At 42.3% G+C, this 26,996-nt stretch carries 19 protein-coding genes; 6 read left to right on the forward strand and 13 right to left on the reverse strand.

The window, feature by feature from the left end; all coding sequences use genetic code 11:
- Nucleotides 1–17: 17 nt before the first annotated feature.
- Nucleotides 18–2,516, forward strand: a complete 2,499-nt coding sequence (locus J8Z28_RS19730) for a S8 family serine peptidase (RefSeq protein WP_250660873.1) — start codon at nucleotides 18–20, stop codon at nucleotides 2,514–2,516.
- Between the two features lie 44 nt (nucleotides 2,517–2,560).
- Here J8Z28_RS19730 and J8Z28_RS19735 read toward each other — a convergent pair whose 3' ends face one another.
- Together J8Z28_RS19735 and J8Z28_RS19740 are read right to left on the reverse strand one after the other, a co-directional pair.
- Nucleotides 2,561–3,040: an ankyrin repeat domain-containing protein gene (locus tag J8Z28_RS19735; protein WP_250660874.1), complete on the reverse strand. Its 480-nt coding sequence runs from the start codon at nucleotides 3,038–3,040 to the stop codon at nucleotides 2,561–2,563.
- Nucleotides 3,041–3,098: 58 nt separating this feature from the next.
- Complete coding sequence (locus J8Z28_RS19740; RefSeq protein WP_250660875.1) at nucleotides 3,099–4,613, reverse strand: catalase; 1,515 nt, start codon at nucleotides 4,611–4,613, stop codon at nucleotides 3,099–3,101.
- 226 nt (nucleotides 4,614–4,839) lie between these two features.
- Here J8Z28_RS19740 and J8Z28_RS19745 point away from each other — a divergent pair, with 226 nt between their 5' ends.
- Nucleotides 4,840–6,051 (forward strand): sugar efflux transporter, encoded by a 1,212-nt coding sequence (locus J8Z28_RS19745; protein WP_250660876.1) that lies wholly within the window; start codon nucleotides 4,840–4,842, stop codon nucleotides 6,049–6,051.
- 56 nt (nucleotides 6,052–6,107) lie between these two features.
- Here J8Z28_RS19745 and J8Z28_RS19750 read toward each other — a convergent pair whose 3' ends face one another.
- From J8Z28_RS19750 to J8Z28_RS19760, 3 genes are all read right to left on the reverse strand, one after another.
- On the reverse strand, nucleotides 6,108–7,193 hold the full coding sequence (locus J8Z28_RS19750) for a methyl-accepting chemotaxis protein (protein ID WP_250660877.1): 1,086 nt from the start codon (nucleotides 7,191–7,193) through the stop codon (nucleotides 6,108–6,110).
- A 190-nt stretch (nucleotides 7,194–7,383) separates the two neighbouring features.
- Nucleotides 7,384–9,783 carry a TonB-dependent siderophore receptor gene (locus J8Z28_RS19755; RefSeq protein ID WP_250660878.1) on the reverse strand — a complete coding sequence of 800 codons (2,400 nt, stop codon included), beginning with the start codon at nucleotides 9,781–9,783 and terminating at the stop codon, nucleotides 7,384–7,386.
- 152 nt (nucleotides 9,784–9,935) lie between these two features.
- Complete coding sequence (locus tag J8Z28_RS19760; protein WP_105173623.1) at nucleotides 9,936–11,156, reverse strand: MFS transporter; 1,221 nt, start codon at nucleotides 11,154–11,156, stop codon at nucleotides 9,936–9,938.
- A gap of 138 nt (nucleotides 11,157–11,294) precedes the next feature.
- On the opposite strand from J8Z28_RS19760, the gene gtfA reads away from it, so the two are divergent.
- Nucleotides 11,295–12,767: a sucrose phosphorylase gene (gene gtfA / locus J8Z28_RS19765; RefSeq protein ID WP_250660879.1), complete on the forward strand. Its 1,473-nt coding sequence runs from the start codon at nucleotides 11,295–11,297 to the stop codon at nucleotides 12,765–12,767.
- Here gtfA and J8Z28_RS19770 read toward each other — a convergent pair.
- Nucleotides 12,764–13,795, reverse strand: coding sequence for a LacI family DNA-binding transcriptional regulator (locus J8Z28_RS19770; RefSeq protein WP_250660880.1), 1,032 nt, complete (start codon nucleotides 13,793–13,795; stop codon nucleotides 12,764–12,766). The genes gtfA and J8Z28_RS19770 overlap by 4 nt on opposite strands.
- A gap of 129 nt (nucleotides 13,796–13,924) precedes the next feature.
- On the opposite strand from J8Z28_RS19770, the gene J8Z28_RS19775 reads away from it, so the two are divergent.
- Nucleotides 13,925–14,596 (forward strand): YoaK family protein, encoded by a 672-nt coding sequence (locus J8Z28_RS19775; protein ID WP_250660881.1) that lies wholly within the window; start codon nucleotides 13,925–13,927, stop codon nucleotides 14,594–14,596.
- Here J8Z28_RS19775 and J8Z28_RS19780 read toward each other — a convergent pair.
- The gene (locus J8Z28_RS19780) at nucleotides 14,586–15,494 is read right to left on the reverse strand and encodes an AraC family transcriptional regulator (RefSeq protein ID WP_250660882.1); all 909 of its coding nucleotides are present in this window, start codon (nucleotides 15,492–15,494) and stop codon (nucleotides 14,586–14,588) included. The genes J8Z28_RS19775 and J8Z28_RS19780 overlap by 11 nt on opposite strands.
- 177 nt (nucleotides 15,495–15,671) lie before the next feature.
- Between J8Z28_RS19780 and exaC the strand changes: the two genes are divergently transcribed.
- Nucleotides 15,672–17,192: an acetaldehyde dehydrogenase ExaC gene (gene exaC / locus J8Z28_RS19785; RefSeq protein ID WP_062565794.1), complete on the forward strand. Its 1,521-nt coding sequence runs from the start codon at nucleotides 15,672–15,674 to the stop codon at nucleotides 17,190–17,192.
- Between the two features lie 734 nt (nucleotides 17,193–17,926).
- Nucleotides 17,927–19,408 (forward strand): S41 family peptidase, encoded by a 1,482-nt coding sequence (locus J8Z28_RS19790; protein ID WP_250660883.1) that lies wholly within the window; start codon nucleotides 17,927–17,929, stop codon nucleotides 19,406–19,408.
- A gap of 98 nt (nucleotides 19,409–19,506) precedes the next feature.
- Here the strand turns inward: J8Z28_RS19790 and J8Z28_RS19795 are convergent, their stop codons facing one another.
- The 6 genes from J8Z28_RS19795 to J8Z28_RS19820 form a co-directional block, all read right to left on the reverse strand.
- Nucleotides 19,507–19,968, reverse strand: a complete 462-nt coding sequence (locus tag J8Z28_RS19795) for a hypothetical protein (protein WP_063529935.1) — start codon at nucleotides 19,966–19,968, stop codon at nucleotides 19,507–19,509.
- A 111-nt stretch (nucleotides 19,969–20,079) separates the two neighbouring features.
- A complete protein-coding gene (locus tag J8Z28_RS19800; RefSeq protein WP_250660884.1) occupies nucleotides 20,080–20,955 on the reverse strand; it encodes a BamA/TamA family outer membrane protein in 876 nt (291 codons plus the stop codon).
- A gap of 73 nt (nucleotides 20,956–21,028) precedes the next feature.
- Nucleotides 21,029–23,269, reverse strand: a complete 2,241-nt coding sequence (locus tag J8Z28_RS19805; protein WP_250660897.1) for a tetratricopeptide repeat protein — start codon at nucleotides 23,267–23,269, stop codon at nucleotides 21,029–21,031.
- A gap of 125 nt (nucleotides 23,270–23,394) precedes the next feature.
- A complete protein-coding gene (locus J8Z28_RS19810) occupies nucleotides 23,395–24,621 on the reverse strand; it encodes a threonine/serine exporter family protein (RefSeq protein WP_082401625.1) in 1,227 nt (408 codons plus the stop codon).
- A 149-nt stretch (nucleotides 24,622–24,770) separates the two neighbouring features.
- Complete coding sequence (locus tag J8Z28_RS19815) at nucleotides 24,771–25,991, reverse strand: glycosyltransferase (protein WP_250660885.1); 1,221 nt, start codon at nucleotides 25,989–25,991, stop codon at nucleotides 24,771–24,773.
- The gene (locus tag J8Z28_RS19820; protein ID WP_250660886.1) at nucleotides 25,988–26,995 is read right to left on the reverse strand and encodes a LacI family DNA-binding transcriptional regulator; all 1,008 of its coding nucleotides are present in this window, start codon (nucleotides 26,993–26,995) and stop codon (nucleotides 25,988–25,990) included. Before J8Z28_RS19820 ends, J8Z28_RS19815 begins: the two co-directional genes overlap by 4 nt.
- Nucleotide 26,996 lies beyond the last annotated feature (1 nt).

Genomic DNA, 26,996 nt, shown 5'->3' on the forward strand with positions numbered 1-26,996 from the left:
AATTATGGATAGTAAATATGAAAACTAAATTATCTGTATTAAGCCTAGCCTTATTACCATGTTTAGGTGCTGCACAAATCAGCACACCAGCAAAAACAACCGTCGTTGGTGCAAGTGAAGACTCTGTACTTGTTATGTATAAAAAAGGCACCTCTGCTGCAATGCGTGCCCATGCTCGTAGCTTAGTTAAAGCCACCATCAGCGATATCAACAAAGATGGTGTCGATGATAACTATTCAGCTATTTTATCTGGCCGTTTAGCTAAATTTAAAATTGCAGGTATGAGCAGCAAAGAAGCTATCAAACGCCTACAAAACCATGCTGCTATTGAATATGTAGAGCCTGACTACCGTGTATCGATTGCCAGTGTACCTAATGATCCTGATTTTTCTTCGTTGTGGGGTTTACACAACGAAGGTCAAACAGGTGGTGTCGCCGATGCTGACATTGATGCAGTTGAAGCATGGTCAATCTCAACCGGTAGCCGCGAAGTTGTTGTTGGTGTAATTGATACCGGTGTTGATTACAGCCACGAAGATTTAGCTGATAACGCATGGATCAACCCTGGCGAAATTCCGGGTGATGGTATCGATAATGACGGTAATGGTTACATCGATGACGTGCACGGTATTAATGCGATTACCGACTCAGGTGATCCAATGGATGACCAAGGCCATGGTACTCACGTATCGGGCACAATAGGTGCGTCAGGTAACAATGGCACCGGTGTTGTTGGTGTGAACCACGAAGTATCAATTGCGGGCTGTAAGTTCTTAAGTGCAGATGGTACAGGTTCAACTTCTGATGCAATTAAGTGTATCGATTACATGGTTGATCTTAAAAATCAAGGCGTAAATGTACGTGTTTTAAATAACAGCTGGGGTGGCGGTGGCTTTAGCCAAGCACTGGCAGATGCTATTACGGCAAGTGAACAAGCCGATATTCTATTTGTAGCAGCAGCGGGTAACGATGCGGTTGATAACGATCAAAACCCTCATTATCCGTCTAACTACGAGCATGACAGCGTATTATCAGTTGCCAGTACTGACAACAGAGATAACATGTCGAGCTTTTCACAATGGGGTTTAACAAGTGTTGATTTAGGCGCACCAGGTAGTGCAATTTTATCAACGGTACCGGGCAATGGTTACGCTAGCTATTCTGGTACATCAATGGCAACACCGCATGTTGCTGGTGCAGCTGCATTAGTGCTTTCGATCAACCCTGATTTATCAGCTCTTGAACTTAAAGAGTTGCTAATGAATAGCGGCGACCAAAATGAAGCTCTGCAAGGCAAAACAGTGTCTGGCAATCGCTTAAATGTGAATCAAGCACTTGAGCAAGCAGATCCAACTCCAAGCTTCAAAATCTCAGTGTCGCCAAGTTCACAGCAAATTACTGCTGGTGAAACTGCAACATATACCTTTGAAATTGGTTCAATCGCCCAGTGGGATGGTGTCGTTAGCCTAGCACTTCAAGCTGATTTAGCGGGCGCAACACTATCGCAAACAGAAGCTGTACCTGGAGATGTAGTTACACTAACGGTGCCAACACAAGAAGCAACAGCATGGGGCAGTTATAGTTTTGTTGTTGATGCAACATCAGGTGAGTTAGCTAAACAAAGCAGTGCGTCACTGTTTGTTAACCCTGTTGGCTTAAATGACTTTACTTTCTCAAATGAAACACCAGTGTCTATTCCTGATAACAATGACACGGGTATTGATTCGGTGATTACTGTAGCTGATGAACTTACTGTGTTCTCAACGGATGCAAGTATTGATATTACTCATACTTACATTGGTGATTTAATCGTCACATTAACGTCGCCGCAAGGAACAACTGCAACACTTCACAGCCAATCTGGCGGTGGTGCTGATGATCTAGTACAAAGCTACTCGCTGGCTAACTTTAATGGCGAAGTTGCGACAGGTGATTGGGTACTCAATGTCAAAGATGTACTGTCTGCTGATACCGGTACTTTAAACAGCTGGTCACTGACGTTTAGCGCTATTGGCGAAGTGAGCTCGCAGCCTCCACAAGCTGGCTTTGCATTTGAAACATCAGGTTTAGATGTCACTTTCACTAATACCAGCACAGATAGCAATGACGATATTGTTGCTTGGGCGTGGGATTTTGGTGACGGTGCTTCATCAACAGATGCTGATCCTATGCATACTTACGCACAAGCAGGCAGCTATGAAGTGACGCTAACTGCGACAGATAGCGAAGGTCAAACAGATATGTTCACGCAAACGGTTGTGGTATCTGATGTTGAAATTGAGCTATCGGTTAAACGTGCTAACAAAACACGTTTAGGTACTATGCGTGTTGATTTAAGCTGGCAAACTGTGGCTGATCAAGTAAGCATCTACCGTAATGGTGAACTACTTGAAACAGTAGCTGATCGTGGTTTCTATCGCGATGTAGAGCGTAAAGCTGAGTTACCAAGCTATGAATATCAAGTTTGTGTATCTGATACTGTTTGTTCTAACCCAGTGACAGTGTCCTTCGACTAACATTGTTTCACTGCTCAAAGCCCAGTTTCCCCACTGGGCTTTTTTTATTGTTTTGCCTTCTTATATTGCGTAAGTAAAGCGAGTACATGCTGTTGACCAAATTGTGCTGCAAATGCTTCGGCGGTTTGCCCTGCTTTATTCGCATGCTCTGTGTCGCAGTCTTGCTTCATTAATGTTTTAGCGATGCTAAATTCACCTCTAAAAATAGCGGCCATCAATGCGGTATTGCCGCGTTTATCTTCAAGGCAAGCATTGGCGCCTAATGCTAATAGTTGCTTTACCGTTTGTTTGTGGCCATGATAAGTGGCAATCATCAGCGCGGTATAGCCTTTTTCATTAACACTGTTGATTGGTAATCCGGCCTCAACAAATTGTTCAATGATGTCGTTCTCTGCGGTTCGCGCAGCAGCAAAATAATAGGCAAGTAAGGTTTGATATTGCGTCTGTGAGTCTGTTTGCTGATCAGCATTAACTGGGTTGCATGTTAATAAAAGGCTCAGCAGTAGAAAAGTAAAAATTCGCATAGTTAACTCCTAAAAAAGAGGAAGGGTATGCCTTCCTCATCAAGGTTGGGAGAGTGAATTAAAGTGAGCTTGCTAGTTTTTTCACGGTTGCTAGGTTACCGCCGACGGCTTTGGTTAAGCGCGTACCGTATTCGCTGTCTGCTTTGTAAAAGTGGCTGAGCATAATGTGCTTTACCTTGCTATCTTTTACCTTCCCTAAATCACCCGCTAAGTTGTTGATCAGGTTAGTACGCTGTTGTTTAGTAAAGCTTTGATATAACACGCCAGCTTGAGCAAAGTTTTGCTGCTTTTTAATGGCTGCTTGCTGTACATAGCCAGCCAGCTTAGTCTGTGCCTTACGAGCAATTGGGTTTTCTTGCACGTTTTCATGGCTTGGCTGATAGTTCACATTGCTGGTGGTATGACCAAAGTTCATCGCACCGTCTTGGTTGTAATTAACCACTTCTACTTTGGCGCGGTTAATTGGCAACTGCTGGTGGTTTGCACCTAAACGATACATTTGGGTGTCGGCATATGAAAACACACGACCTTGTAACAAACGATCTTCTGATGGTTCAATACCCGGTATGATATTCGCAGGGGCCATAGCGACTTGTTCTGTTGCTTGGAAGAAGTTGCCCGGCATACGGTTTAGTGTCATGGTACCCACTTTAGTCTCTTTAACACCTAACCACATTTTTGTTGCATCTAACGGGTTGTAATCAAAGTCATCCAGTTCAGAAGGGTCTAATACTTTTATGTATAAGTCCCATTTCGGGTAATTACCGTTATTGATTTCTTGGTACAGATCACGGGTTAAATGCTGAAAATCTTTACCTTGTACTTCAGCAACTTGCTTAGCATTTAAGTTTTCAATGCCTTGCTGGCTAAGCCAATGAAATTTTACGTATTTTACGTCACCGTCTTTGTTGATCATTTTATAAGAATGCACTCCAAAGCCATCCATTTTACGCAGGCTTGCTGGTGTTCCATGGTCACTATAAACCCATGTCAGCATATGTGTTGAACCTGGTTCATGTGAGAAAAAATCAAAAAAGCGATTTGGATCTTGAATGTTATCAACCGGAGATGGTTTTAATGAATGCACCATATCTGGAAACTTAATCGCATCACGAATAAAGAACACAGGTAAGTTATTACCCACTAAGTCCCAGTTACCTTGATCTGTATAAAACTTTGTAGCAAAACCGCGTGGGTCACGCAGAGTTTCAGGGCTACCTTTACCGTGAATAACCGACGAAAAACGAACGAATACCTCTGTTTCTTTGCCTGCTTTTGCAAACGGCGCAGCAATGGTTAGGTCTTCAAGGTTTTTACTGGCAACAAACACACCATGTGCACCTGTACCACGAGCATGAACAACACGCTCAGGAATACGTTCGCGAGCAAAGCGTTGCAGTTTTTGAATTAGATGAACGTCTTCAAGTAAAACGCTGCCACGCGGGCCAGCTGTAATAGAGTTTTGGTTATCACCTACAGCTGCACCATTGTCTTTGGTAAGTGTAGCAGCGGATGCAGGAAGGCTGATTGCAAGAGCAAGTGCGCTTAAAGTCAGTGTGCGATTAAATTTCATAATAAACCTCTTCATAAGTCACCAAGGCATTGGCGTTTTGTTGCAGCCATTATATGAAGGTGTTTTAGTTTGGTGAAACTGATTGTTTCTATCGTGCTGATAGATTTTAACTATCAATGGTGGGCTTAATTTTATTAGTATTACAAAATGAATTTTTCGCTAAAACTGTGTATAATTTGCGCCCTTTAAATATCTGTTCACGTGTCGTATTAATGTGGGGTTGTGAGTGAAAGCATTGCTGAAACAGCATGGTGTAATTTTTATTCTTCTAAGTATGCTAACCGGGTTAATGGGGGCATTTGTTAACCCATTGATGAGCTTATTCATTGTCGAAGGGCTGCAAACACCGCCCGTGTATTTAGGTGTTTATATGGTGGCGGTCACCATTACTGGCTTAGTTATTAGTCAGTGGTTAGGTGGCATGGCAGATAAAGGCACCAGTGCTCGAAAGTTATTTATGGTGGCTGTATCAGGTATGGTGTGTGCGTTAGTGACCTTTGCGAATGCCACTGCATTTTGGCAAGTATTGCTCGCAGGCGTGTTGTTTCTTGCGATGGGCAATGCGGCAATTCCGCAAATGATGACCGTGGCAAGACAATGGGCGGGGCGTCAACAGAACATCGACATTACCAGTTTTAATTCCCGTTTACGTGCGGCTATTTCCTTTGCTTGGGTCGGCGGCCCGCCGCTTGGTTATTTATTAGCCGCTGGAGGCGAGTTTAGCCGCTCGTTTTACTTTGCTGCGGTGTGTGCCTTGGTTGCACTTATCTTTGCATTTAAGTTTATTCCTGACTACAGCGCTAAAAAATCGCAAAATGGCAGAGAGCCTGCAGCCGCAGCGAGTCTATCATTTTGGTTGCTGGGCTTAGCTATTATGCTTGGTTCAACGGGTAATATTATGTATTCATCGGCACTGCCGCTTTATAGCATTACAGAACTAGGGTTTGCTGAACATACACCCGGGCTGTTTATGGGGGTGGTGGCACTGTTAGAAATTCCTATCATGCTGTATGGGGCAAAGCTTGCTAAAAAATACAATAAAGTTGCGATGCTTGCAGTGGCATTTTGCTGTGCCATTGTATTTTATTTAGGGGTGTTTTTTGCCACTCAAGTATGGCACTTAATCGCGTTGCAAGTTTTAAACGGCCTGTTTTACGGTATTTTTGCGGGCATTGGCTTAACCGTCCTGCAAGATCAGCTTCCCGAGCGAATAGGGTTTACCTCAGCGTTTTACACGAACGCCATTAAACTGGGTGTTATGTGCGGGGCAGGGGCAGCAGGGGTTGTTGCACAGTTTTATAGTTTTAGGTTTGCAACCCTTGGCTCTATGCTAGCTGCAAGTTTAGCCCTTGGCTGCTTAATGTTGTTTAGCTATGTAAAGCGCCAAGAGCAGCAAGGAGCTGTTATGCCAGTACTGCAAGAAGGCCTAGTTGAATAACTAGCTTAAATAGATAAAAATCCGAGCATTGAGCTCGGTTTTTTGATTATGAGTAACTAATCATTAGCCATTTGATCCAGTAAATGCATAACTCGTTCACTGGCTGCTTCCATCTTATTAATGTGATTAATAGCTGCGTCTTTATTGCCAGTTTGCAGCATGACTAATGCTTCAACCCCATTGCGATGAACTTCACGGTGCGGCTCTTCTAATTGACGAAACGCGTTGTGTTGTTTGAAGCCATTTGATTGCTCTGAATTATACCATTTACCTAATCGGCACATGGTGTGATCTGAAAAGTCATCAATCGACTTATTACTTGTGCCATTAGCAACTGAGTAAACTTCACCTTTCCAAACAATATGATCTAGTTTTACGGTTTGCACAAATGAGCGTGTGGCTGCATTAATAATGGTTTCTTTCATTGAGCTACAGTTATTCATGATAGAACCATAGTCATTGTTTAGCGTATCAAAACTTGTTGAAAGCTGAGTGTTATTTTGCTGGATATCTTCAACCGAGGTCACCGTTTCGCCAGTTTTATTGATGATCTCTTTGACTAGATCAGATACTTCTTGGGCTGATTTATTGGTGTTGGTTGCAAGTGTACGAACTTCGTCGGCAACAACGCTAAACCCACGACCAGCCTCACCAGCACGGGCAGCTTCGATTGCGGCATTTAGCGCAAGTAAGTTGGTTTGATCAGAGATTTTAGAGATGGTTGATACAAAGGTGTTGATGCTATCGGCCATATCAGACAGACCCGTAATGTTACTGGTCATGCTGCCCATTTTGCCTGCCATACTCGCCATTTCACTGACAATATGTTGCAGGGCGTTATTTGAGTCATTTAATAGTTGGCTTATTTGTAAAGTAACTTGGCTTTCTTCTTCGATAACAAGGTATGAGTCGAGTACAGTTTGGCGTACCCCCTCAATTTGCGTGATACATTCAATCGAACTATTCAATAAGTTGGCAAGGAACAGTTGGTCTGCATCATCAGCTTGCTGATGTAATTTTGCTTCTAAGCGTTCGTTTTCGTCACGTAATACGTGATTGTCGGCTTTAAGTGCCTCAACTTCAGCTAATAGCGCGTTGTATTGATCTTGGAGTAAAGAGTGGCTTTTGCTAGAGACAAACATGTATGTTCCTAATTCATATGGTTAATACTTATACCAACCCTGATTATAGATCAAAGTATTAACTTATTATCAGTGTTTTTTATTAGAAAGAGGGTAATTACGACTATTTGATTAAGTGTAGTAGAAAAAGCTGACTATTAAAGCCGAAAAAGCCCAGTAAAAACTGGGCTAAAACGAGGGAGGAGAGTAATTAATAAAAAGAGTATTTTAAAGTAAGCGACGTTGTACGGCCGTTAATAGTACGGGCGCGGATAATGTCGTTATCTGGTACTGAGCCTTCTTCTGCTTCTGTGATACCTACGGTGTCGAACAGGTTGTTCACGTTAAGCGATAGACTTAAGTTTTCAGACAGATTGTAACTTACAAAACCATTCACTTGTGTATAGCCATCAAACTCAAGGTCGTTACTGTCTTGTGCGTAAGCATCCGTTGTACCAATAAAGCTTAGACCAGCAGCACCTTTATCAAAGTTGTAAGTTGCCATTAATGAGTAAATAAGGTCAGCTTGACGACGTGGTGTATTACCGACTAACTCTGGCGATAACGCATCTTTAGCAATTTCTGCGTCTGTCCAAGTAAAGTTACCACGGAAATCCCAATCACCTACGTAGTAGGTTGATTCAACCTCAATACCTTTTGCTTCGTACTCGCGGTCAAAGAATTTTTGTGATGTTGCTTCGAAGTTTTGCTCTTCAGTCTCTGCGTAGAATGCAGTTGCAAATACTGATAGTGAATCAAAACGTTTTTTCACACCGATTTCGTATTGATTTACTTCATCAATCGCATCGGCTTCGGCAACCGAACCATCTGCTTCTACTTTACCGAATAGTAAGCGGTCTGCATTTGCGCGGCCACCTTTACTTAAGCGGGCAAATGTCGCAAAACTTGGGTCAATTTGGTAGTTCGCACCAATTGAGTATGAGCTGTAGTGCCAGTCGTAGTTAACAATGCTTGGGTTCGCGTTATCAATACCAACAACACTTTGCTCAGGAATTGAGATGGTACCGTCGCCATTCATATCAATTGTTGATGTTACGGCGCCTGCGTAGTTACCGCGCGCTTCACCTGAATCATAGCGAGCACTTGCATCAATGCTTAAATCGCCAAACTTAGTAGCTAAGTTAATGTAAGGTGCGCGTGTTTCGTACTCTGTATCATAGTTACGCTGACAGCAGTTACCCCAGTAAGGTGTACCATAAGCGTACAAGCCATTATCTGAGTAGCTGTCGCCATTCGCAGCGTAAACGTCAAGTAATGCAGCGTTGTCGCCTTTTAGCTCCATAACATATGAGTTCCAAAGCCACGACATATCAATCGATTGGCTTGATGCAAAGTAACCAAAGGTAACGCTAGTTTCATCAGAAAACGATTTAGTGAGCTTAAGGTCATTAACAATTGAACCCATGTCGTTTAGCGTTACATCAAATGTATGAATACGCATTGCTAAATCGTCATCGCCATAGGCTTCGCCTGCTGAACCACCATTTGCATAAACAAGCGATGCACCATCACCAGCAATACTAGAAGCAATAGAGCTTGCGCTTGCAACTTCAGCTGGAATAAGAGAAATAAAGTTACCGCTTACTGATGATGTTCTAAAGCGGTTTTCGATGCGCCAGTCGTTTTCTAAATCAAATGCAGCTTCAAAACCTACTGAAGTAACAACTGGGTTCATACCGTCGGTCATATCGCCTGTGCTGATTTGGTTATCACCATTTAAACGCAGAGTTTGTGTGAAAAGCGCTGAATGGGGCGTATCTGATTGTGCATCGAAACCTGGGATTGAATCGCCATCTGAGTACATAGGCATAGGTAGGTAACCTACGCTCTTATCATCGAGGTGTTTAAAGTAAACACGAACATAACCAGCATCAAATTCTTTAGTTAGGTTTGCCTTAATTTGGCCACCTTTATTTGATGTATAACCGGTTTCACGTGGGCCTTCACCTTGGCGAACAAAGCCACCAATGTGATAGCGCACAGTGTCGTTTAAATACGTACCATACTCAAAGTCTGTACGAATTGAATCATAATCAAGGCCTACAGTGGTCGATACACTGCCTGATTCGTTCTCACCCGTTTTTGAAATAAAGTTAATGATACCACCTGGGGCATCACTTGCTGCTGTTGATGCTGAGCCACCACGGATTGATTCAACACTTTGCACTGTTGAATCTAAGCGCATGAAAATGTCTGCGTTACCAAAGGCAATATCGCCAAACTGCATTACAGGTAAGCCATCTTCTTGTAGTTGCAAGAATTTAGCACCGCCCGATGCAACCGGTAAACCACGTACCGCGATATTTGCGTTACCTTCACCACCCGTTGATTCTGAACGTACACCCGGGATTGTTCTGAATGCTTCTGCAGTAGAACGTGGTGTTGATACTTCAATTTCAGCTAATGTAACACTGCTAACCGATGAGCTTGATGCCATGATGGTTGTACGGCGTGGTACACCGGTTACAACGATAGTTTCAAGGCCGCTTTTTTTAGCCTCAGGTTGTGCTTGCTCTTCTGCGTGTAAGTTTTGGCTTACTGCTAATGCAAGCGCGCTTAATGTATAAAGGGCATGTTTGTGTGTTGTCATAATGTGCCTCGTCTCAATCCCAGATGGTTTGTTGTCTAAATTGTTATCTTAATCGATTAAGTAAAGATAACAATAATTTTACACAGTGCAAGTCTTTTTAGCGAAAAACTTGCACAATTTATGTTCGATAATTGATTTTTAACGACTTTTATTTAGTGGCTTAATGCACTGTGCTGCGCTAAAGCTTGCTCAGCAGGGTTTCGTAAGTAGTTATATAGCATGGCTAAAAACAGTAAACATGCGAAACCTGTTGCGAGATAAAAGCCGTAACGAATGTGGCCAAAATAGTCACTGATCACACCCATTAATAATGGGCCTGCTGCCGCAGAAAGGGCAGTAAAAAACAAAATAACCCCAGCAACTGCACCGTGCTGTTGCACCGCAAAGCAAGAAATACCTTTTGAGTTTAAAGTTGGGTAGATCATCGACATGAATAGCCCAGATAAAGGGAGTAAGAACACCGCCCAATCAACGCCGCCGAAAATTAAACCTAGATAACACAGTGCAATTCCTAAGCTTAAATACAGCATTGCCGCTTGCCAGCTTAAGTGGTTCAGCAGCCATACCGCTAAGAAACGCCCAGCAGCGCGTAAAATGAAAAATAAGGTCAGTGCATAGGTTGCCAGTAATTGCCACGGGCCGTTGTAATCGCCAAGTAGAGTAGGCATCCATACATAAATAGCCACTTCGGTTGCAACATAAAGGGCAATCGCTAACGAAAAGCCCAGTGCATATGGATTTTTCATCATACTCATGGTGGTTGCAAGAGAGGCCGGTTTAGCGTGTTCTTCAAGCTTTTTAGGTTTAGGGTAATCTGCACGCCAAGCAATTAAGGTTAAAATTAAACATAAAACCCCAGCGATAACGTAAAGGTAGGTCCAGCTTACCTTTTGGGTGATTAAAAAGCTGACAAGGGCAGGGCCTACAATGGCGCCAACACCAAAGAAGCCTTCGACCAAATTCATGGTTTTTGTGTGCTCTAAATTGTTTTTAGAAATATCACCTAACAGCGCCAAAGCACCGGTTTTAAATAACCCAATAGCAAGACCAATACAGCTAAGTAACACTACAAATATGCTAAAACTACTGCTAACGGCGAACAGAAAACAACAAATAGTGAATATGCCGAGCCCCAGCATGATGGTTTGCTTGCGACCAAAACTGTCGGCCAAAAAACCTAAGAACAGGCCACTAAAAGCAATAAGTGCCATAGGTGCATAATGGAAAGCACTGGCTTGGGTCATGCTTAAATTAAATTCTTCGATAAGCTCAGGAATGATCATACCAACCGCATCAGAGGTCATCGCAAACATAAAAAACATCATGTATGTCAGCCATCTAATGGTTTGCAAAGGATCGTGTGTTCTATTCATTGTTGTATCCCCACCGAAAGGTCTGCGCCTTTACTATGTATATTAGTGTATAAAAACTATAAAAACTGCTTGAATAATTTGCTGTCGTGGTTAAAGATATATCTTAATCGATTAAGTTTCAACTTGGTATTAACAATTATGATCAACAATAAAGTGCAATTAATCACCTACGCAGACCGTATTACTGGTCAAGGTATTGATGAATTAAGTAATTTATTAAATGGCCCACTTAACAATGTGTTTGCAGGTGTACATTTGTTGCCATTTTATAATCCGATTGATGGCAGTGATGCTGGCTTTGATCCTATTGATCATAGTGAAGTAGACTCGCGCCTTGGTAGCTGGGACGATATTAAAGTGCTTGGTGCAAACTATGACCTTATGGCTGACTTAATTGTTAACCATGTTTCAGCACAATCTTTCCAATTTAAAGATGTACTCGCTAAAGGCAAGCAATCTGAATTTTGGGATTTATTTTTAACTAAAGACGATGTATTCCCAAATGGCATGTCTGAGGCTGAGCAACAAGCAATTTACCGTCCGCGTCCGGGTAGCTGCTTTACACCTATTGCGTGTGGTGATGGCCAAACCTATGATTTTTGGACCACATTTACCGATAACCAAATTGATATTAATGTGAAATCAACGGCGGGTATCGAGTATTTAAATACGGTGCTTGGCAAATTCGCTGATAATAATGTCAACATTATTCGTTTAGATGCGGCAGGCTATGCGATTAAAGAAGCTGGCACAAACTGCTTTATGTTGGATGAAACTTTTGAGTATTTAAATAAGCTTTCGGCACAAGCTAATGAAGCGGGTATGGAAACCATTGCCGAGATCCACAGCCATTTCCAGACTCAGGTTGAAGTCGCAAAGCGTGTAAATATGGTTTATGACTTTGCTTTACCACCCCTTATTTTACACAGCTTGTTTAGCAATGATGCGCAAGCTTTACTGAATTGGTTAACTATTTCGCCGCGAAACTGTTTAACGGTACTCGATACCCATGATGGCATTGGCATCATTGACGCAGGCCCAATGGGTGATAAACCGGGTTTATTAAATGCAGCAGAAATTGATAACTTGGTTGAAACCATTCATGAAAAGAGTGAAGGGCAAAGCCGCTTAGCAACTGGTGCAGCAGCAAGTAATGTCGATTTATATCAAGTTAACTGCACATATTACAATGCATTGGGCGCAGATGACTTTGATTACTTATTAGCGCGTGCGATTCAGTTCTTCGCGCCAGGTATTCCACAAGTTTATTATGGTGGCCTGTTCGCTTGTGAAAACGATATGGAATTACTGGCTCGTACCAATGTAGGTCGTGATATCAATCGCCCTTATTTAAATGCGCAAGACATTGATGCTGCGCTTGCTAAACCTGTGGTGAAAGGGTTGATCAAGCTAATTCAATTACGTAATGAGCACCCAGCATTTAACGGTGAGTTTATTGCTAAAGGTGAAAGCAGTGTGTGTCGTTTAAGCTGGCATGATGATACCAGCTCAATCGAGTTAAAAGTTGACTTCGCTAGCCGCGAAGTGATCATTGTTGATCACCGAGACGGCGAAAAGAACATTGTTGATTTGGCTGACTTTTTAGCTTAACTACTTTGACCCAATTGCAGTTGATAGTCGATTTCGGCTGTTTGCTGCTCTTTCGATAGAAACAAGGTCGCAGCAATGCGGCCTTTTTCTTCGCTATTTTGATGGACAGTGGTGAGTTTTGGCACAAATCGTTGGCCTTCATCTATGCCATCAAAACCAACAATTCTGACATCTTCAGGAATCGATAAGCCCATTTTTAATGCTTCGCGCATGGCGGCAAGAGCGATTAAATCACTCATGCACAACAGTACGTTTGGTCTTGGTGTGCTGCTAAGCGCTTCTTTGGCGGCAATGCTGGCATAGCGCTCGCTGCTTTCAGGAATATTCCATGTTCTATCATCACCCAGGGTGATGCCAGCATCGCTGATTGCTTGGTGATAACCGCGCAGTCGTTGATGAGCAATCGACTGACCGGCTTCAAACTCATGATGTTCGTATACTCGGCATAATACGTCGTTATCGAGTAAGCGCAGGCCTAAAATAGCAACCCGATCATCGTTTTTTTGTAGTGCATGCTTGGCAATATCGAAACTGGCTTGTTGGTTATTTACGTTTACAGAGGCATCACGACCGATATTAAAATCAACCGTTACAACATGCTTGGCAACCTGTTTTAACTGTTCAACAAGTTGTTTATTACGAGGGCGACCATAACAAATAAAGCCATCAACAAAATCGACTACGCTATTTAGGTTATCGCTGTTACCAGAAAATAATAAAAGATTAATGCCATTTTTTTCGAGCACCGCCGATACACCGCGCATAAAGCTGCTAGCAATCAGATCTGATACCATATATTCAACGCTGTCTGGCAATACTAAAGCAACAATATTAAAAGTGCCTCGGCGTAATGATTGCGCCGCCTTGTTTGGGCCAAAATAGCCGAGCTTTTTACAGGCCGCCAAAATTTCTTCGCGGCGTGCTTTTGATAATTGATCAGGACGATTAAACGCATTTGATACGGTGGCATTTGAAACGCCTAACTCTTTGGCAATACTTTTTAGCGTCCAAGTTTTTGGCTTTGTCATTGTAGGTTCTTAATCGATTTACTTAATGGTAAATTACCATATAAAGAGTCGAAAAAAAGTGTTTTTAGTCATAAAAATAGGCGTACCATAAAAGAATGAGTACGAGTGTGAGAAAAAGGCGAATAGTGAGTGATTTCTAAGTTACCAAAATGGGTTGAGATTGGCGCATTTATTTTGGCGCTGGTTGCTGGGTGTGTGAATGCGGTTGGTTTACTTAGCTTTGAGCATCAAGCGGTATCCCATTTATCAGGAACTGCAACCTTGCTTGGCGCAGACCTAATGCATGGCAATAGCCTTGATGCTTTACATTTATTAGGTGTATTACTGTCATTTTTAGTTGGGTCTGGTATTGCTGGGTTCTTGTTGCATAGTTCAGCACTTAAACTAGGTCGTCATTACGACACGGCATTATTGATTGAAGCAGGGCTTTTACTGGGCGCACTTTGGTTATTGTTTAATGGCTCGGGTTACGGGCACTTTTTGGCCTCTGCGGCATGTGGTTTACAAAACGCCTTAGCAACAACTTACAGTGGTGCAATTGTTCGTACCACCCATGTAACGGGTATCTTCACTGATTTAGGTATTATGTTTGGTCGCGTTTTACGTGGCGAGGCACTTGATAAACGTAAGGCTAAACTGTTCGGCCTAATCATTTTAGGGTTTATTCTTGGCGGCTTAGCAGGGGCATGGTTATTTGCAAAAATGAGCTTTGCGGCGCTTTATGTGCCAAGTGCTATTTGTATTTTACTTGCCTTAACTTATCGCGTTTATTCTCATCGCAATCCAGAGCTTAATGGTTAGCGATACTTTTAGGTGTTGCGCCAAAGGCTTGTTTAAACACACGGCTAAAATGGCTTGGGTTATTAAAGCCTAATTGATAACAAACTTGGCTAATCGCTTCACCTTTTTGAAGTAGTTTATACGCTTTTTGTAAGCGTAATTGCTGTTGCCAAAGAGCTGGTGTAACACCAAATGCCAGCTTAAATTGCTGATAAAATTTACTGCGGCTCATACACGCTATCTTGCATAACACATCAATATCAATATTCTCAGCAAGATGCTGTTCTATATAACTTACTACATGGCTTAATGGGGTTGCGAGCTTGCCTTGCTTACAACTTGCTATCATTAAGTCTCGGCTTTGCTGCTGTAACAGACGGGTTATGAGTTCATTGAGTGATAGATCAATTAAGTAATCGCGGTGTTGTTCATTTTCACTAAATAGAGTGATCATGCGCTCCAGCAGTTGTTGAGTTTGCGGATTATGCTGGGCGTGCACTAACTTGGCTTGATATTGAAAAAAGTCATCCTGGGTAATTTGCTGGTTAAAATTAAGAGCATCAACTACTTGGCTTATTTTATCGGTACTGATTTCAATCGCTAAACAGGTTGTTGGCTGATTGAGAGATGCATTGGGAAAATCGATTAGCACCCCTTGCTCTGGGGCAAGTACAAATGACTGGTTTGGTAAAAACTCTTCATGATAATCACTGTCGGCGACATGCATGATTTTTTTACCGCTGATCATGCCGCAAAATAATAATTCAGTGGAATGTAACGCCACTTTTTGGGCATCTAAATAGGTGTCGTAAATACTTAATTCAGCATGTTCGCCCGCAAAACTGACTTTATTTTCAATAAGCACATCAATACGTTGCCGTTTTTTATCTAAACTTCTATTGCTAACTGATGTGTTCATTGTTGCCTCGCTGTCGTCCTAAATTCTGGACAAATAGTCAAAAAGTCTGGACTAGGAATCAAGTGTGTTTTCAGTAACTGAGCTAACTTCAATTGTTAGCGGTTCATTAAACAATAACCTACCGCATGATTTAGTCAATGCTAAATAAAACACAACAATTTGAAGAGAGAACACATTATGATTTATGAAAATCCAGGTAGTGAAGGCGCAAAAGTTAACTTTAAAGCGCAGTATGAGAATTATATTGGTGGCCAATGGGTTGCCCCTGTAAAAGGAGAATACTTTGAAAACATTAGCCCAGTAAACGGTAAAGTGTTTTGTAAAGTACCTCGTTCATCAAAAGAAGATATCGAACTGGCACTTGATAAAGCCCACGATGCAAAAGCGGCATGGGGAACAACGTCGGTCACCGAGCGTAGCAATATCTTATTAAAAATTGCCGATCGTATTGAACAAAACCTAGAAATGCTGGCAGTGGCCGAAACCTGGGATAACGGTAAAGCAATTCGTGAAACACTTGCGGCAGATGTGCCACTCGCGGCTGATCACTTTCGCTATTTCGCAGGTTGTGTGCGCGCGCAAGAAGGTTCAATCGGTGAGATAGACGAAACCACGGTGGCTTATCATTTTCATGAGCCACTAGGTGTAGTAGGGCAAATTATTCCTTGGAACTTTCCATTGTTGATGGCTGCATGGAAACTTGCACCAGCCCTTGCTGCGGGTAACTGTATTGTTTTAAAACCAGCTGAACAAACGCCAGCATCTATATTAGTGCTACTTGAAGTGATTGGTGACTTATTGCCTGCAGGTGTTCTAAATGTGGTAAACGGCTATGGTAAAGAAGCGGGCGAAGCGCTGGCAACCAGTACTCGAATCGCGAAGATTGCCTTTACTGGTTCAACGCCAGTGGGTTCACATATCTTAAAATGTGCTGCTGATAATATTATTCCTTCGACGGTCGAGCTAGGTGGTAAATCGCCAAATATCTTCTTCAACGATGTAATGGAAAAAGACGATGAATTTTTGAGTAAAGCGATTGAAGGAGCCGTACTTGCGTACTTTAACCAAGGTGAAGTGTGTACGTGTCCATCGCGTTTATTTATTCAAGAAGATATTTACGAGCAATTTATTGAGCGTGTTCTTGCTCGAACTTTACAAATTAAACGGGGTAACCCACTTGATACTGAAACCATGGTGGGTGCTCAAGCATCACAAGCTCAGTTTGATAAGATTCTAAGCTACATCGAAATTGGTAAAAAAGAAGGGGCCGAAGTCCTCGCTGGCGGCGAAGTGGAGCAACTGTCTGATGAGTTTAACGGCGGTTACTACATTCAACCTACACTATTAAAAGGCACTAACGACATGCGCGTGTTCCAAGAAGAGATTTTTGGGCCGGTAATTTCAATGTCGACTTTTAAAGATGAAGACGAAGCATTAGCCCTTGCTAATAGCTCAGAATTTGGTTTAGGTGCTGGTGTGTGGAGTCGAAACATGAACCGTGCTTATCACTTTGGTCGTAAGATTGAAGCGGGCCGTGTTTGGACTAACTGCTACCATATGTACCCAGCACACGCTGCGTTTGGCGGCTATAAAAAGTCAGGTATAGGCCGCGAAACACATAAACTTGCCCTTGATCATTACCAACAAACTAAAAACCTATTAGTAAGTTACAGTGAGAATCCACTGGGCTTCTTTTAAAAGCAATTTCTTATTGTTGTCGAAACTACCCAAACGCCACATCTAGTGGCGTTTTTATTTTATAGCGGGCATAAAAAAGCCCGGCGAACACACAAGCCAGGCTTTTCGACAACAATTTGGTTGAGTCACCGCAAGTGCAGTGACTCGGAATAAAAAAGCTTAGAGAACACACAAACTAAGCTTTTGACAACAATTTGGTTGAGTCACCGCGTGTGCAGTAACTCGGAATAAAAAAGCTTAGAGAACACACAAACTAAGCTTTTGACAACAATTTGGTTGAGTCACAGCGTGTGCAGTAACTCGGAATAAAAAAGCTTAGAGAACACACAAACTAAGCTTTTGACAACAATTTGGTTGAGTCACCGCAAGTGCAATGACTCGGAATAAAAAAGCTTAGAGAACACACAAGCTAAGCTTTTGACAACAATTTGGTTGAGTTACCGCGTGTGCAGTAACTCGGTATATAAAAAGCCCAGAGAACACACAAGCTAGACTTTTTGTGACAACAATTCGGTTAGCGCAAACACTCTCAATGGTGTGAAGCTGTTTAGCTTAAAAGCGCTGATGGGTTAACTTTAGAGTAATCCTTCTAAACCGACAAACGATTAAAATAAACCTGATAGATGAATTTTTTTAATCTATTCACATGTGAAGTCCTTTTTATTGCCACAACAATGCCTTAGTGATTAAATAGGGTGTTTTTTAAACATAATAACTACTTAAAATGGATTTTAATGAAACGCTTGACGCTTTACTCATCACTCATCTTTACAGCTCTAAACTTTAGTTTTGGTGTGAACTTATCTCGCGCCGATGAGGACAGTACAGTCACTCACTCTGAAATTAATTGGTCCAAACTTGCTATAAAAGATGTTGATGCGGCTTATCAGTTGTCGGTTATCAATCACCCAGGTATGCACGATATGCGTAATTCTGGCTTTGCCAAACAGCTCGAAAAAGCAAAGCAAGAAGGCTTAAAGCTGGCTGTAAAAGCGCATAGTTCACAAGGTTTTGCTGCGGCTATTGCACGTTTTAGAACTGTTCTACAAGATGGTCATGCTGGAGCGGTTGATACCCTACCTAGAGAACTAAAGCCACAAAGAAGTTGGCCGGGCTTTTCAACAGTTTGGCGGGGTGATGCGTTGAAAGTGTATTACAGTGAATTAGATACGGTTGCCAAAGGCGATAAGCTCGTAAGCTGTGATAATACTGCAATTAATACTTTGCTCGTTGAGCGTGTTTTTCGCTATTACGGCGAAGTAGAACAACCCGGTAGTTGGTGGAACCATGGCTGGCGACTAACGGTTGATGATGGAAACCCGTTTTTGTCGCCACTTGAAAGCTGCACGTTTGAAAAAGCCGACGGCTCTACTTACAGCTTAAAGTTAAACTGGCGTATTAGGCCTGATAGTGTCAAAGAAAAACTTAAAAATGCTTACAACGGCGATAAGTTACCAATTGAGCTCAATTGGCCTTTAGAGGATATTGCTTGGATCAGCATGCCAACTTATGCACCCAATGAGCAGCAGCAAGCAGATTATCAAACAATGCTGAGCGCCATTGAACAGCAACATAGTAAGTTAATGCAAGCTAAAGCTGTGGTGCTTGATCTTCGCCATAATCAAGGTGGCTCATCAATGTGGAGTGAACAAATAGCCTCAGCACTTTGGGGCAGTGAACAGTTTAAATATGGTCGCTATGAGTTACACAAAAATACCCAAGTGTGGTGGCGAACTTCTAAAGGTAATACTGACTATTTTGGCGATGTAGTCGCAAGCTATGATAAAGCTAGCCCTTGGCATCAATGGTTAAAGACAACCCACAAAAGTATGCAAGCTGCTTATGAAAAGGGTGAACAATTTTATGTCGAGATAGTCTCAGCAGAGCAACAAGCAATGCCAAAAAGCGCCAGTCAGTTTACTACACCTGTTTATGTGATTGTGCCAGGACAATGTGCCAGTGCTTGTTTAGATGCGCTGGATAGTTTTAAACTTTTTGCAAACACACAATTAGTTGGCGCACCAAGTAGTACAGACTCTACCTACATGGAAGTGAGGCTCGAAACCTTACCTTCAGGCTTTGCTAAAGTGATTCTGCCGATAAAGGTCTATGTAAATAGACCCAGAAAAAAAGGCTTTTACTATCAACCTGATATTAAATTCAATGAACTTGAATGGACCACACAAGCGCTTGTTAAAATGATTGCTGAGTTGTAATTAAGCATTATCTTTAGTAAAGCGTTTGGTAGACCCCTGAGGGGAGTTGAAGTGTTGACCTTACGTGAAGAAGAGCAACACTTTTTAAATAAATGGTATTAACAAGCTAATTCAGTAACAGGCTCTTCTGCTAACCAGTTTAGAGCCGCTGTTTTTGACTTAAATACACTCATTACCATGCCAGCTCGTTTATACAAATTGCAGTAGGTATCACTCAACAAGCTACCGCCTTCAAGCCCTTCTTTTATCACTAAAGCTGTTTTGGCCGGTGCGATGCCTTTACGTCGAAGCTCGACAAAATACACCATTAGTTTTTCAAGTGCCCCGGGGGTTGCCATGCATGAGTTTTCAAACTCAACCAATTCAAACCATTGACCATAATCAGCGCTGAGTTTGTTGATGTAATCTTTTTGCATAAAAGAGTGCGCGTCAATAATCTCTTCGTTGAAAGGCCCTGTGGCAGTAGTTAAAAGCACATGCTCACGTTGATAAAACTCTACGAGACCATGGGGTTTAAAATCTTTGAATGGATAATGATTGGTTGATACTTTTTTATGCATCCGTTCAATCCCTGAATATTTATTGACCTATTGATGATAGCAGTGAAATAAATTAATTCAATCTTTAGGTTTAATTGGCCGTTAAAATAATAACAAAAGTATTAGTTTGGATTACCAAGTAGACCCCGCCTGAATGTAAATTGCATTCTGCTCAGGGCCATGGGCTACATCTAAGCCAATACTAATACCGTAATGTTCATCAATTAAATAGCGAAAGCCTGCACCTACAGTATCTATGGTTTCAGCTTTCGATAAGTCAGAAAAGTTATCGGCTGCCCAGCCCATACCAGTAAACACATTGAGCTTTATTTTGTGAGTGATTTTATAGCTCGCTTCTGCTTCGGTAACAAATACATCAAGGCCTTGATAGCGAGTTGCAGACACACCGCGAAGGCTAATACTTGGCGGAATATAAACCGGTAAGCGTTTTTCACCACGGTTGTTAACTGAGTCATACTGCATGCGCAGAGCAAAGTTGAATTTATCGGTGTAACGCCAGTAATTTAAGGCGGTAAGCTTTAAGCTCGTGTAATCAACTTTACTGCCAATAGCCTCATCATAATATAAATATTCGGCCTTATAATTAAAACCGCGCTCAGGGTTAAGGGGGTTATCTCGGCTATCGTATTCTATTAATGGACCAATACCTGACGTATTTACATCAAGTGAAAGGTGGTCCTTGATTATATTGTTTTCGAGCAGAAAATCTTCGATAGGGTTTTCGGCTAAGCTTATTTCTACTTTACGATAAATCTGTTTAAAGCCGTAAAAGAAGTTACTGTCGTCATAGCGTAACTTAAGGTTTTGAAACACCGCTGGGCCTTCAATATTCAACGATAATGGTGTGAGTAGCTTGATCTCGTCGAAGGTATAAAAATCAAGGTTTATACTCGCCCAGCCAACAATCCCTTGATAGCGAATTCGGTCTTCATCCCAAAAGGTAATGTGGCCAACAGCACCGCCTTTGGTACCATTTTTAGTGCCCATCAGGCCCACTAAACTAATGCTTTGTGGTAGGGTAGAGCCTTCTTTTTTCTTCTTTTTGGCCCTTTTTTAATGCTTAATGATTAATACTATTCATCATTTCGAGCTGTTTCACAAACTGCTCAATTTGCTGGTTACCCGGTACCAAGCGGGCTAGGTTTCTGGCATAAAACAGCGCTTGGCTGTAGTTTTCTTCTGCCACATACCACTGCGCCAAACTGTAGCTGATATCTGGGTTATTGGGTGTTAGATTAAAAGCGCGCTCAAGGGCTGATATTGCAGCTGGCATATTGCCTAAATCTTGTAATAGTAGCGCGTAGGTAAACTGATAGTTTGCATTTTCTTGTGCAAACTGCGCGGCTTTTTGTAAATGAATAAGAGCTGTGTCTTTTTGTTTTGTGCGAATAAAGCTCATTGCCAGGGCATAATGAATATCGCCGCTTTCTGCGTTAACGTCTAAGCCTTGTTTTAAGATAGCTTGCGCTGCTTTTTCATCGCCTTGATTTCGGTATAAATCAGCTAAATTGACATAAGCAGGAGCAAAAATAGGCTCAACACTGATTGCTTGTAGATAATGTGCTTTAGCTTGCGCTGGCTTTTGTAGTGTGAGCGCCAGATTACCTAAATTGGTATGGGAATAGCCACGCTCTGCTTGGTACTGTTGAATGCTTTTGTACTCATCAAGGGCTGCATTTAAGCGTTTGCTGTCTTGCTCATTAAGACCCGTAGGGAACGGCTGAGTTAACATACCTGCAAGTGCTCTTGCTGCTTCAGCTCTGATTGGTAAATGCTCATCATCTAAAAGCGGGTTTAATAAGCGCCAGCGCTGATTGATATCAAATGGCATGGTCGCTTCAATAGCTGCTTGGCGTTTTAATGGCTCGCTGTCTTTTACTGAGCGAGCAATCGCAACGACAGCGTTGTTATCTGGGCTTGCGGCTAAACGGCTTAATGCTGATGCGCGAATAATGTCAGGAAAGCCTTTATCTTGCACGATTTTGGTCAGCATGGTTGAGGCATTAGGTAAACGGTTATCGGCGGCATAAAACGCCTCAGAAAAATGCGCAGTGCCAAGGTGTTTTGAATTTGGATGCCAGTCTTTTATTTTGCTAACCGCCCACTGCGGCGTCTTGTCTTCATGGCAGCTATTACAGGCATTTGGAGCATTTGTTTTTAATGTTAAATCTGGGCGTGGTACCCGAAAGCTGTGGTCGCGCCTTGCATCAACTTGCATATAGGTGGTGGCAGGCATATGACAATCAACACATTGGCTACCTTCACTTGCCACTTTATGACCGTGATGTTTCGGCGTATCGAACACCTCTTGGCTATGACATTGCGTACAGGTTTGATTGCCCGGTAGCTTTAATTTACCCGAATGAGGGTTATGGCAGTTACTACAGGTAACCCCTGCATTGAACATTTTACTTTGTAAAAATGAACCCCATACATAGTCTTCATCCCACACTTGACCATCAACATGATAAAGCTCAGGAGTAAGTAAAGAGCCTTGAAAGCTTTGTAAAAAACTATGTGGGTCTTTGCGGTCGTCAAGCTGTGAGCGGCGAGCATGACAGGTTGCACACACTTGCACTTGCTCGCTTTTTACTAGTGGCTGCACGCTTTGCATACTGCCATCGGCCTGTTGGGTAAACAGCGGAGTTTGCTTTTTAATATTATGAGTAAAGCCCTTATCGGCAATACTGCTATCGCCATCAGCCCATTTTAAATGCGCTTGTGTATCACCATGACACGCTTTACAGCTTACGTTAATATTTGAATAACTAGAATCAAAGCTATTCGTTTTAAGGTCAAATTGCTTTTTGAAATCAGTTGAGTGGCAATCAGCACACATGTGATTCCAGTTTTGGCCTTTTTGCGACCAATGAAATAGGTCGTGTTTTTTCTGCTCAGGGTGCAGTACAAACCAGCGCTGACCGCCTTGTGCTTTACTGCGCGAGTCCCATGCAAATGGAAACAGCTGAATGTGACCTTGGCCCATATCAAACATGTATTGCTGCAATGGCTCATAGCCAAATGTGTATAAAACCGGGTAATCAGTTAGCTTGCCATCAAGGTTTGGCATGCTTATAAAAAGTTGTTGGTCTTGTTGATAAAAGCGCGCTTGCTGGCCTTGATAGTCGAGGGTTTGTTCGTTGAAATTACCAAGCACCGTAGTGGGAGTGGCTTTTTCCATAGCATGAAAATGATGGGATGTTTGCCAGTCTTCAACTTGGCTTTGATGACAGTTAATACACTGGGGTTCTGCAAACGCATTAAATGCGAAAAAGCTGCATAACAGCCAAGCCAATCTCATCACTGAATAAATCCTTTTTATTTTTACCACATGCACTTAGAGTTATATCAGTTTGTTGCTGATAAGCAAAGTCGGCTTATTAAAACGAGGGTATAAAAAAGCCCGAGAAACTCGGGCTTAGTAAGTTATAAACTTTTCTTCGGTGGCAGCGCGACGTTAGCAAAGATAAGACCCGCTACTAATGACATGAAAATTAAAAAGGTTTGTTGGCCAATATGGTCTGCATAAACGAAATCTTGGCCTTCAATAAGTGAGTTCAAGCCAATATAGGTTTTACTACCAGGTACCAATACGATTAGTCCTTGCATAGCTACAATTGAGGCTGGAGCATTAACAACGCGGTTGAATAAGTTGCTAAAAACGCCCACGGCTAATGCGCCTACAAATGTGCCTAATGTGTAGTCTAGGTACATGGCTGAACCAATACTTGTACCATACGCTATAAAGCCAGATGCAATAGACCAAACAGCATGCTTTAGCTTGGTTCTAAAAATCACGATTAGGCTGCTACACAGCATGAAAATAGCTAGCCAAGCTGTCCATTTAGGTAAAGGCTCGGGTTGCACAAAGTCACTTTGGCCAAAAATAGCAAAACCAATGCCGATACCAATAAAAGCACCAAAATAGAGCTTAAACAGCAGCATGAATGAGTCCATCACCCGAGCTGTACCAGATACTAAATGCCTTGCCGCTAACTCTGCCAAACCTAGGGCTAATGCTAAGCCGGGTATAAACACAATGATGGCAGAAAGTACCACTAGTCGTATGTTAATTTGGGCGTCAATATAGACACTAATAGCACAGGCTATAATCGCCGATACGATGGCAACTAATGGTTCAAGCATATGGGCAACACGTTTAGAGCGTGTTGACCAAAGTACAAATAAATACACTACTAAGGTAATAAGCGCTGACCAAAATACATCATTCCAGCTAGTACCCATCAACATGGCAAATGCACCACCCGAAGTCGCAAACGCAACGCCAGTCATAAATTTATTATATGGGTTTGGCATGGTGTAAATAATATCGAGCTGTTTATCGACCTCTTGTAGTGTCAGCTCGCCATTAAGCATTTTGTTTACTAAGTCATCGGTATCTGCCAGCGAGCCTAAGTCATGATCGCCCGGGTCAACACGCGCAACATGGGTGTACTCTTCTTCGTGCCCATCTGTCCAAATAACAAATGTCACTGATGTTGGCGACATAACAAAAGATGATTTCAAACCGAGGTAAGTCGCAACTTCCATTAAGTGCGCTTCTAGTCGGTATGCAGGTGTACCGTATTTATGAAGCATTTTGCCAAGCTTCACGATAAATTTTCGTTTTTCAGTAAACGTTGCGGTTTTCAAAGGCGTTTTGAACCAAAGGTTAAATTGTTCAGTTAAGGATAGACCAAAATTCAATAAGATATAGTCCAATAGCTAGACTATATCGCTTAAATTGACCAGCGCGATTTTAGCGACAAAAGCCGCTATGTCTAGTGTTATTTACGGCAAAATTACTTATTTTTTGCTTCAATCCACTGCGCCATGTATTGGGTTGAACGCATGGTGTGATGTTTGAGCATTTGGCCGGTAAAATTTTGCTGTCTATGCTGCGCTAATGACTCACTAATGGCGGTGATTTTAGCGATTAACTGCGACTGAAGTTTTGATTTATCATAATATTTTTGCAATAACTGCTGGCCATTTTGCTGTGCCTGAGTAAATAACGCTTCGTCTTGATAAAGTGCCACTGCTGCATCTGCAAATTGCTGTGCATCTTCACAGATTACGCCTGACCAAGGCTCATCTTGATGCATGCCTTCACTGCCAATAGGAGTTGTTACGCTCGGCGTTTGCATGATCATCGCTTCGAGTAACTTACCCTTAATACCAGCCCCAAAACGCAGTGGTGATAAACATACTCGGGCATCTTCCATCACTTGATAAGCATCATCAGCCCAGCCTTTGATCAAGAAGCCGGTTTTTGGATTGTTAAGTGCTGTTGCCTTTGGTGGCGGGTAAGAGCCATAAATGTGGAGTTCGGCATCGGGTAATTGTTTGCGGATCAGCGGCCAAATCTGTTGTAAGTACAACACTGCATTCCAGTTTGGCGCATGACGAAAATTACCAATGGTCATAAAGTGTTTACGCTCTGAAAATGATTTGGTGCTGGTGGGGATATGCTGTAAATCAACCAAAAATGGTAGGTGGTGAAGTAGGGCGTTATCGACTTTGAAAACGTCATTGAGTAGCTGCATCTCGTAATGCGAGATAATTAAGCTGATGTCTGAGCGTAAAATAGCGGCGATTTCTCGCTTGGCAATATCGCAGTGTAAATCACTATGGCTGAATTCTCGGCCTGCTTTATGAGCGTCGTGACGGGCATTTCTTAGACACTGTAAATCTTCGGTATCGAGAACTTTAAGAGCGTTAGGGCAGTATTTGTCGACTCGCCAACCAAATTGCTCTTCCATCATAAAGCGGTCAAACATCACAATATCAGGGTTATAAGCTTGTACGTACTCATCAAAGCTAGAGCAGTTTAATGCAATGACCTGTGTGGTAATGCCATCTTCGCTGAGATCCACCATGTGTTCGGTTTTTTGCGCAGGGCTTGCAAATTCGACTTGCCAGTTTTCTGCACGAAAGGCGCGCAGGAGTGACATCATGTGGGTGCCGGCTGCCGACGAATTAGGCTCAGGCCATACATAGCCGATCACTAACACTTTTTTCATTGACTTGAATCTCGTATTTTTAAGTTAACATCCACTAAGGTGCGAACTGGCGGTGTTGATTTATCTAATAGTTCTTTTAGCACCTGACAGGTGCGTTTACCGATTTCATCGGCATTAATGGCGATGGTTGAAAGAGATGGCAGCATTAAGCGCGAATCTTCTAAGTCATCAAAGCCAATAACTTTAATGTCTTTACCCGGCTCTAGGCCGTGTTGGCGCATAGCTTCAATCGCGCCGTAAGCAATCACATCATTAAAACAGACAATGGCTTTGGTATTTGGCGCTTGTTTTATAAGGGTATTGAAGGCTTCTCGGCCACCTTGGCGGTTTGTCGGCGCTTGAATAACAGGTTTTTTGTCAGTGATATTAAATTGCTCAAGCGCAGCTAAAAAACCACTTAAACGTTCATGGTAATCAGATATTTCTGCGGGGCCGCCTAAAAAGGCTACCTCTTCTATGCCTTGCGATAAAATATGGCTGGTCGAAATATGCGTGCCTTTTTTGTTATCAGGCAAAATACACGGCGCTGCTGAAAAGGGAATTTCACGCATGATATTAATAACCGGAAAACCACTATTTATTAAATCATCTTGCCACTGTTGTTCAGTCCCCGGTGCCGGACACATAATAAACGCCGATACGTTGTATTCTTTTAGGGTTTTCACCACTTGAGTTTGCCTTTCGACACACTCCGCAATATTCACCAGCATTGGCAGCATGCCAAGCTCAAAGATGTGTTTTTCGAGGCCAACAGCAAGCTGAGCTGAATACGGGTTGGTTAAGTCATTTATAACCAACGCGACTAGGTTTGAGCGCTTGCTACGAAGTGCTGCAGCATCGCGGTTATACACATAGCCAAGCTTATCAATGGCAGCCAGTACTTTTTCTTTACTTTTTTTACTGACCTTATCACTGTTGGTAAGGACCAAAGACACGGTTGATTTTGAAACCTGTGCTTGTTCAGCTACATCCCAAATTGTGACTTTGCCTGTCGATTTTTTCATT

Source organism: Pseudoalteromonas sp. SCSIO 43088 (assembly GCF_023650795.1).
Classification (GTDB): Bacteria; Pseudomonadota; Gammaproteobacteria; order Enterobacterales; family Alteromonadaceae; genus Pseudoalteromonas; species Pseudoalteromonas shioyasakiensis.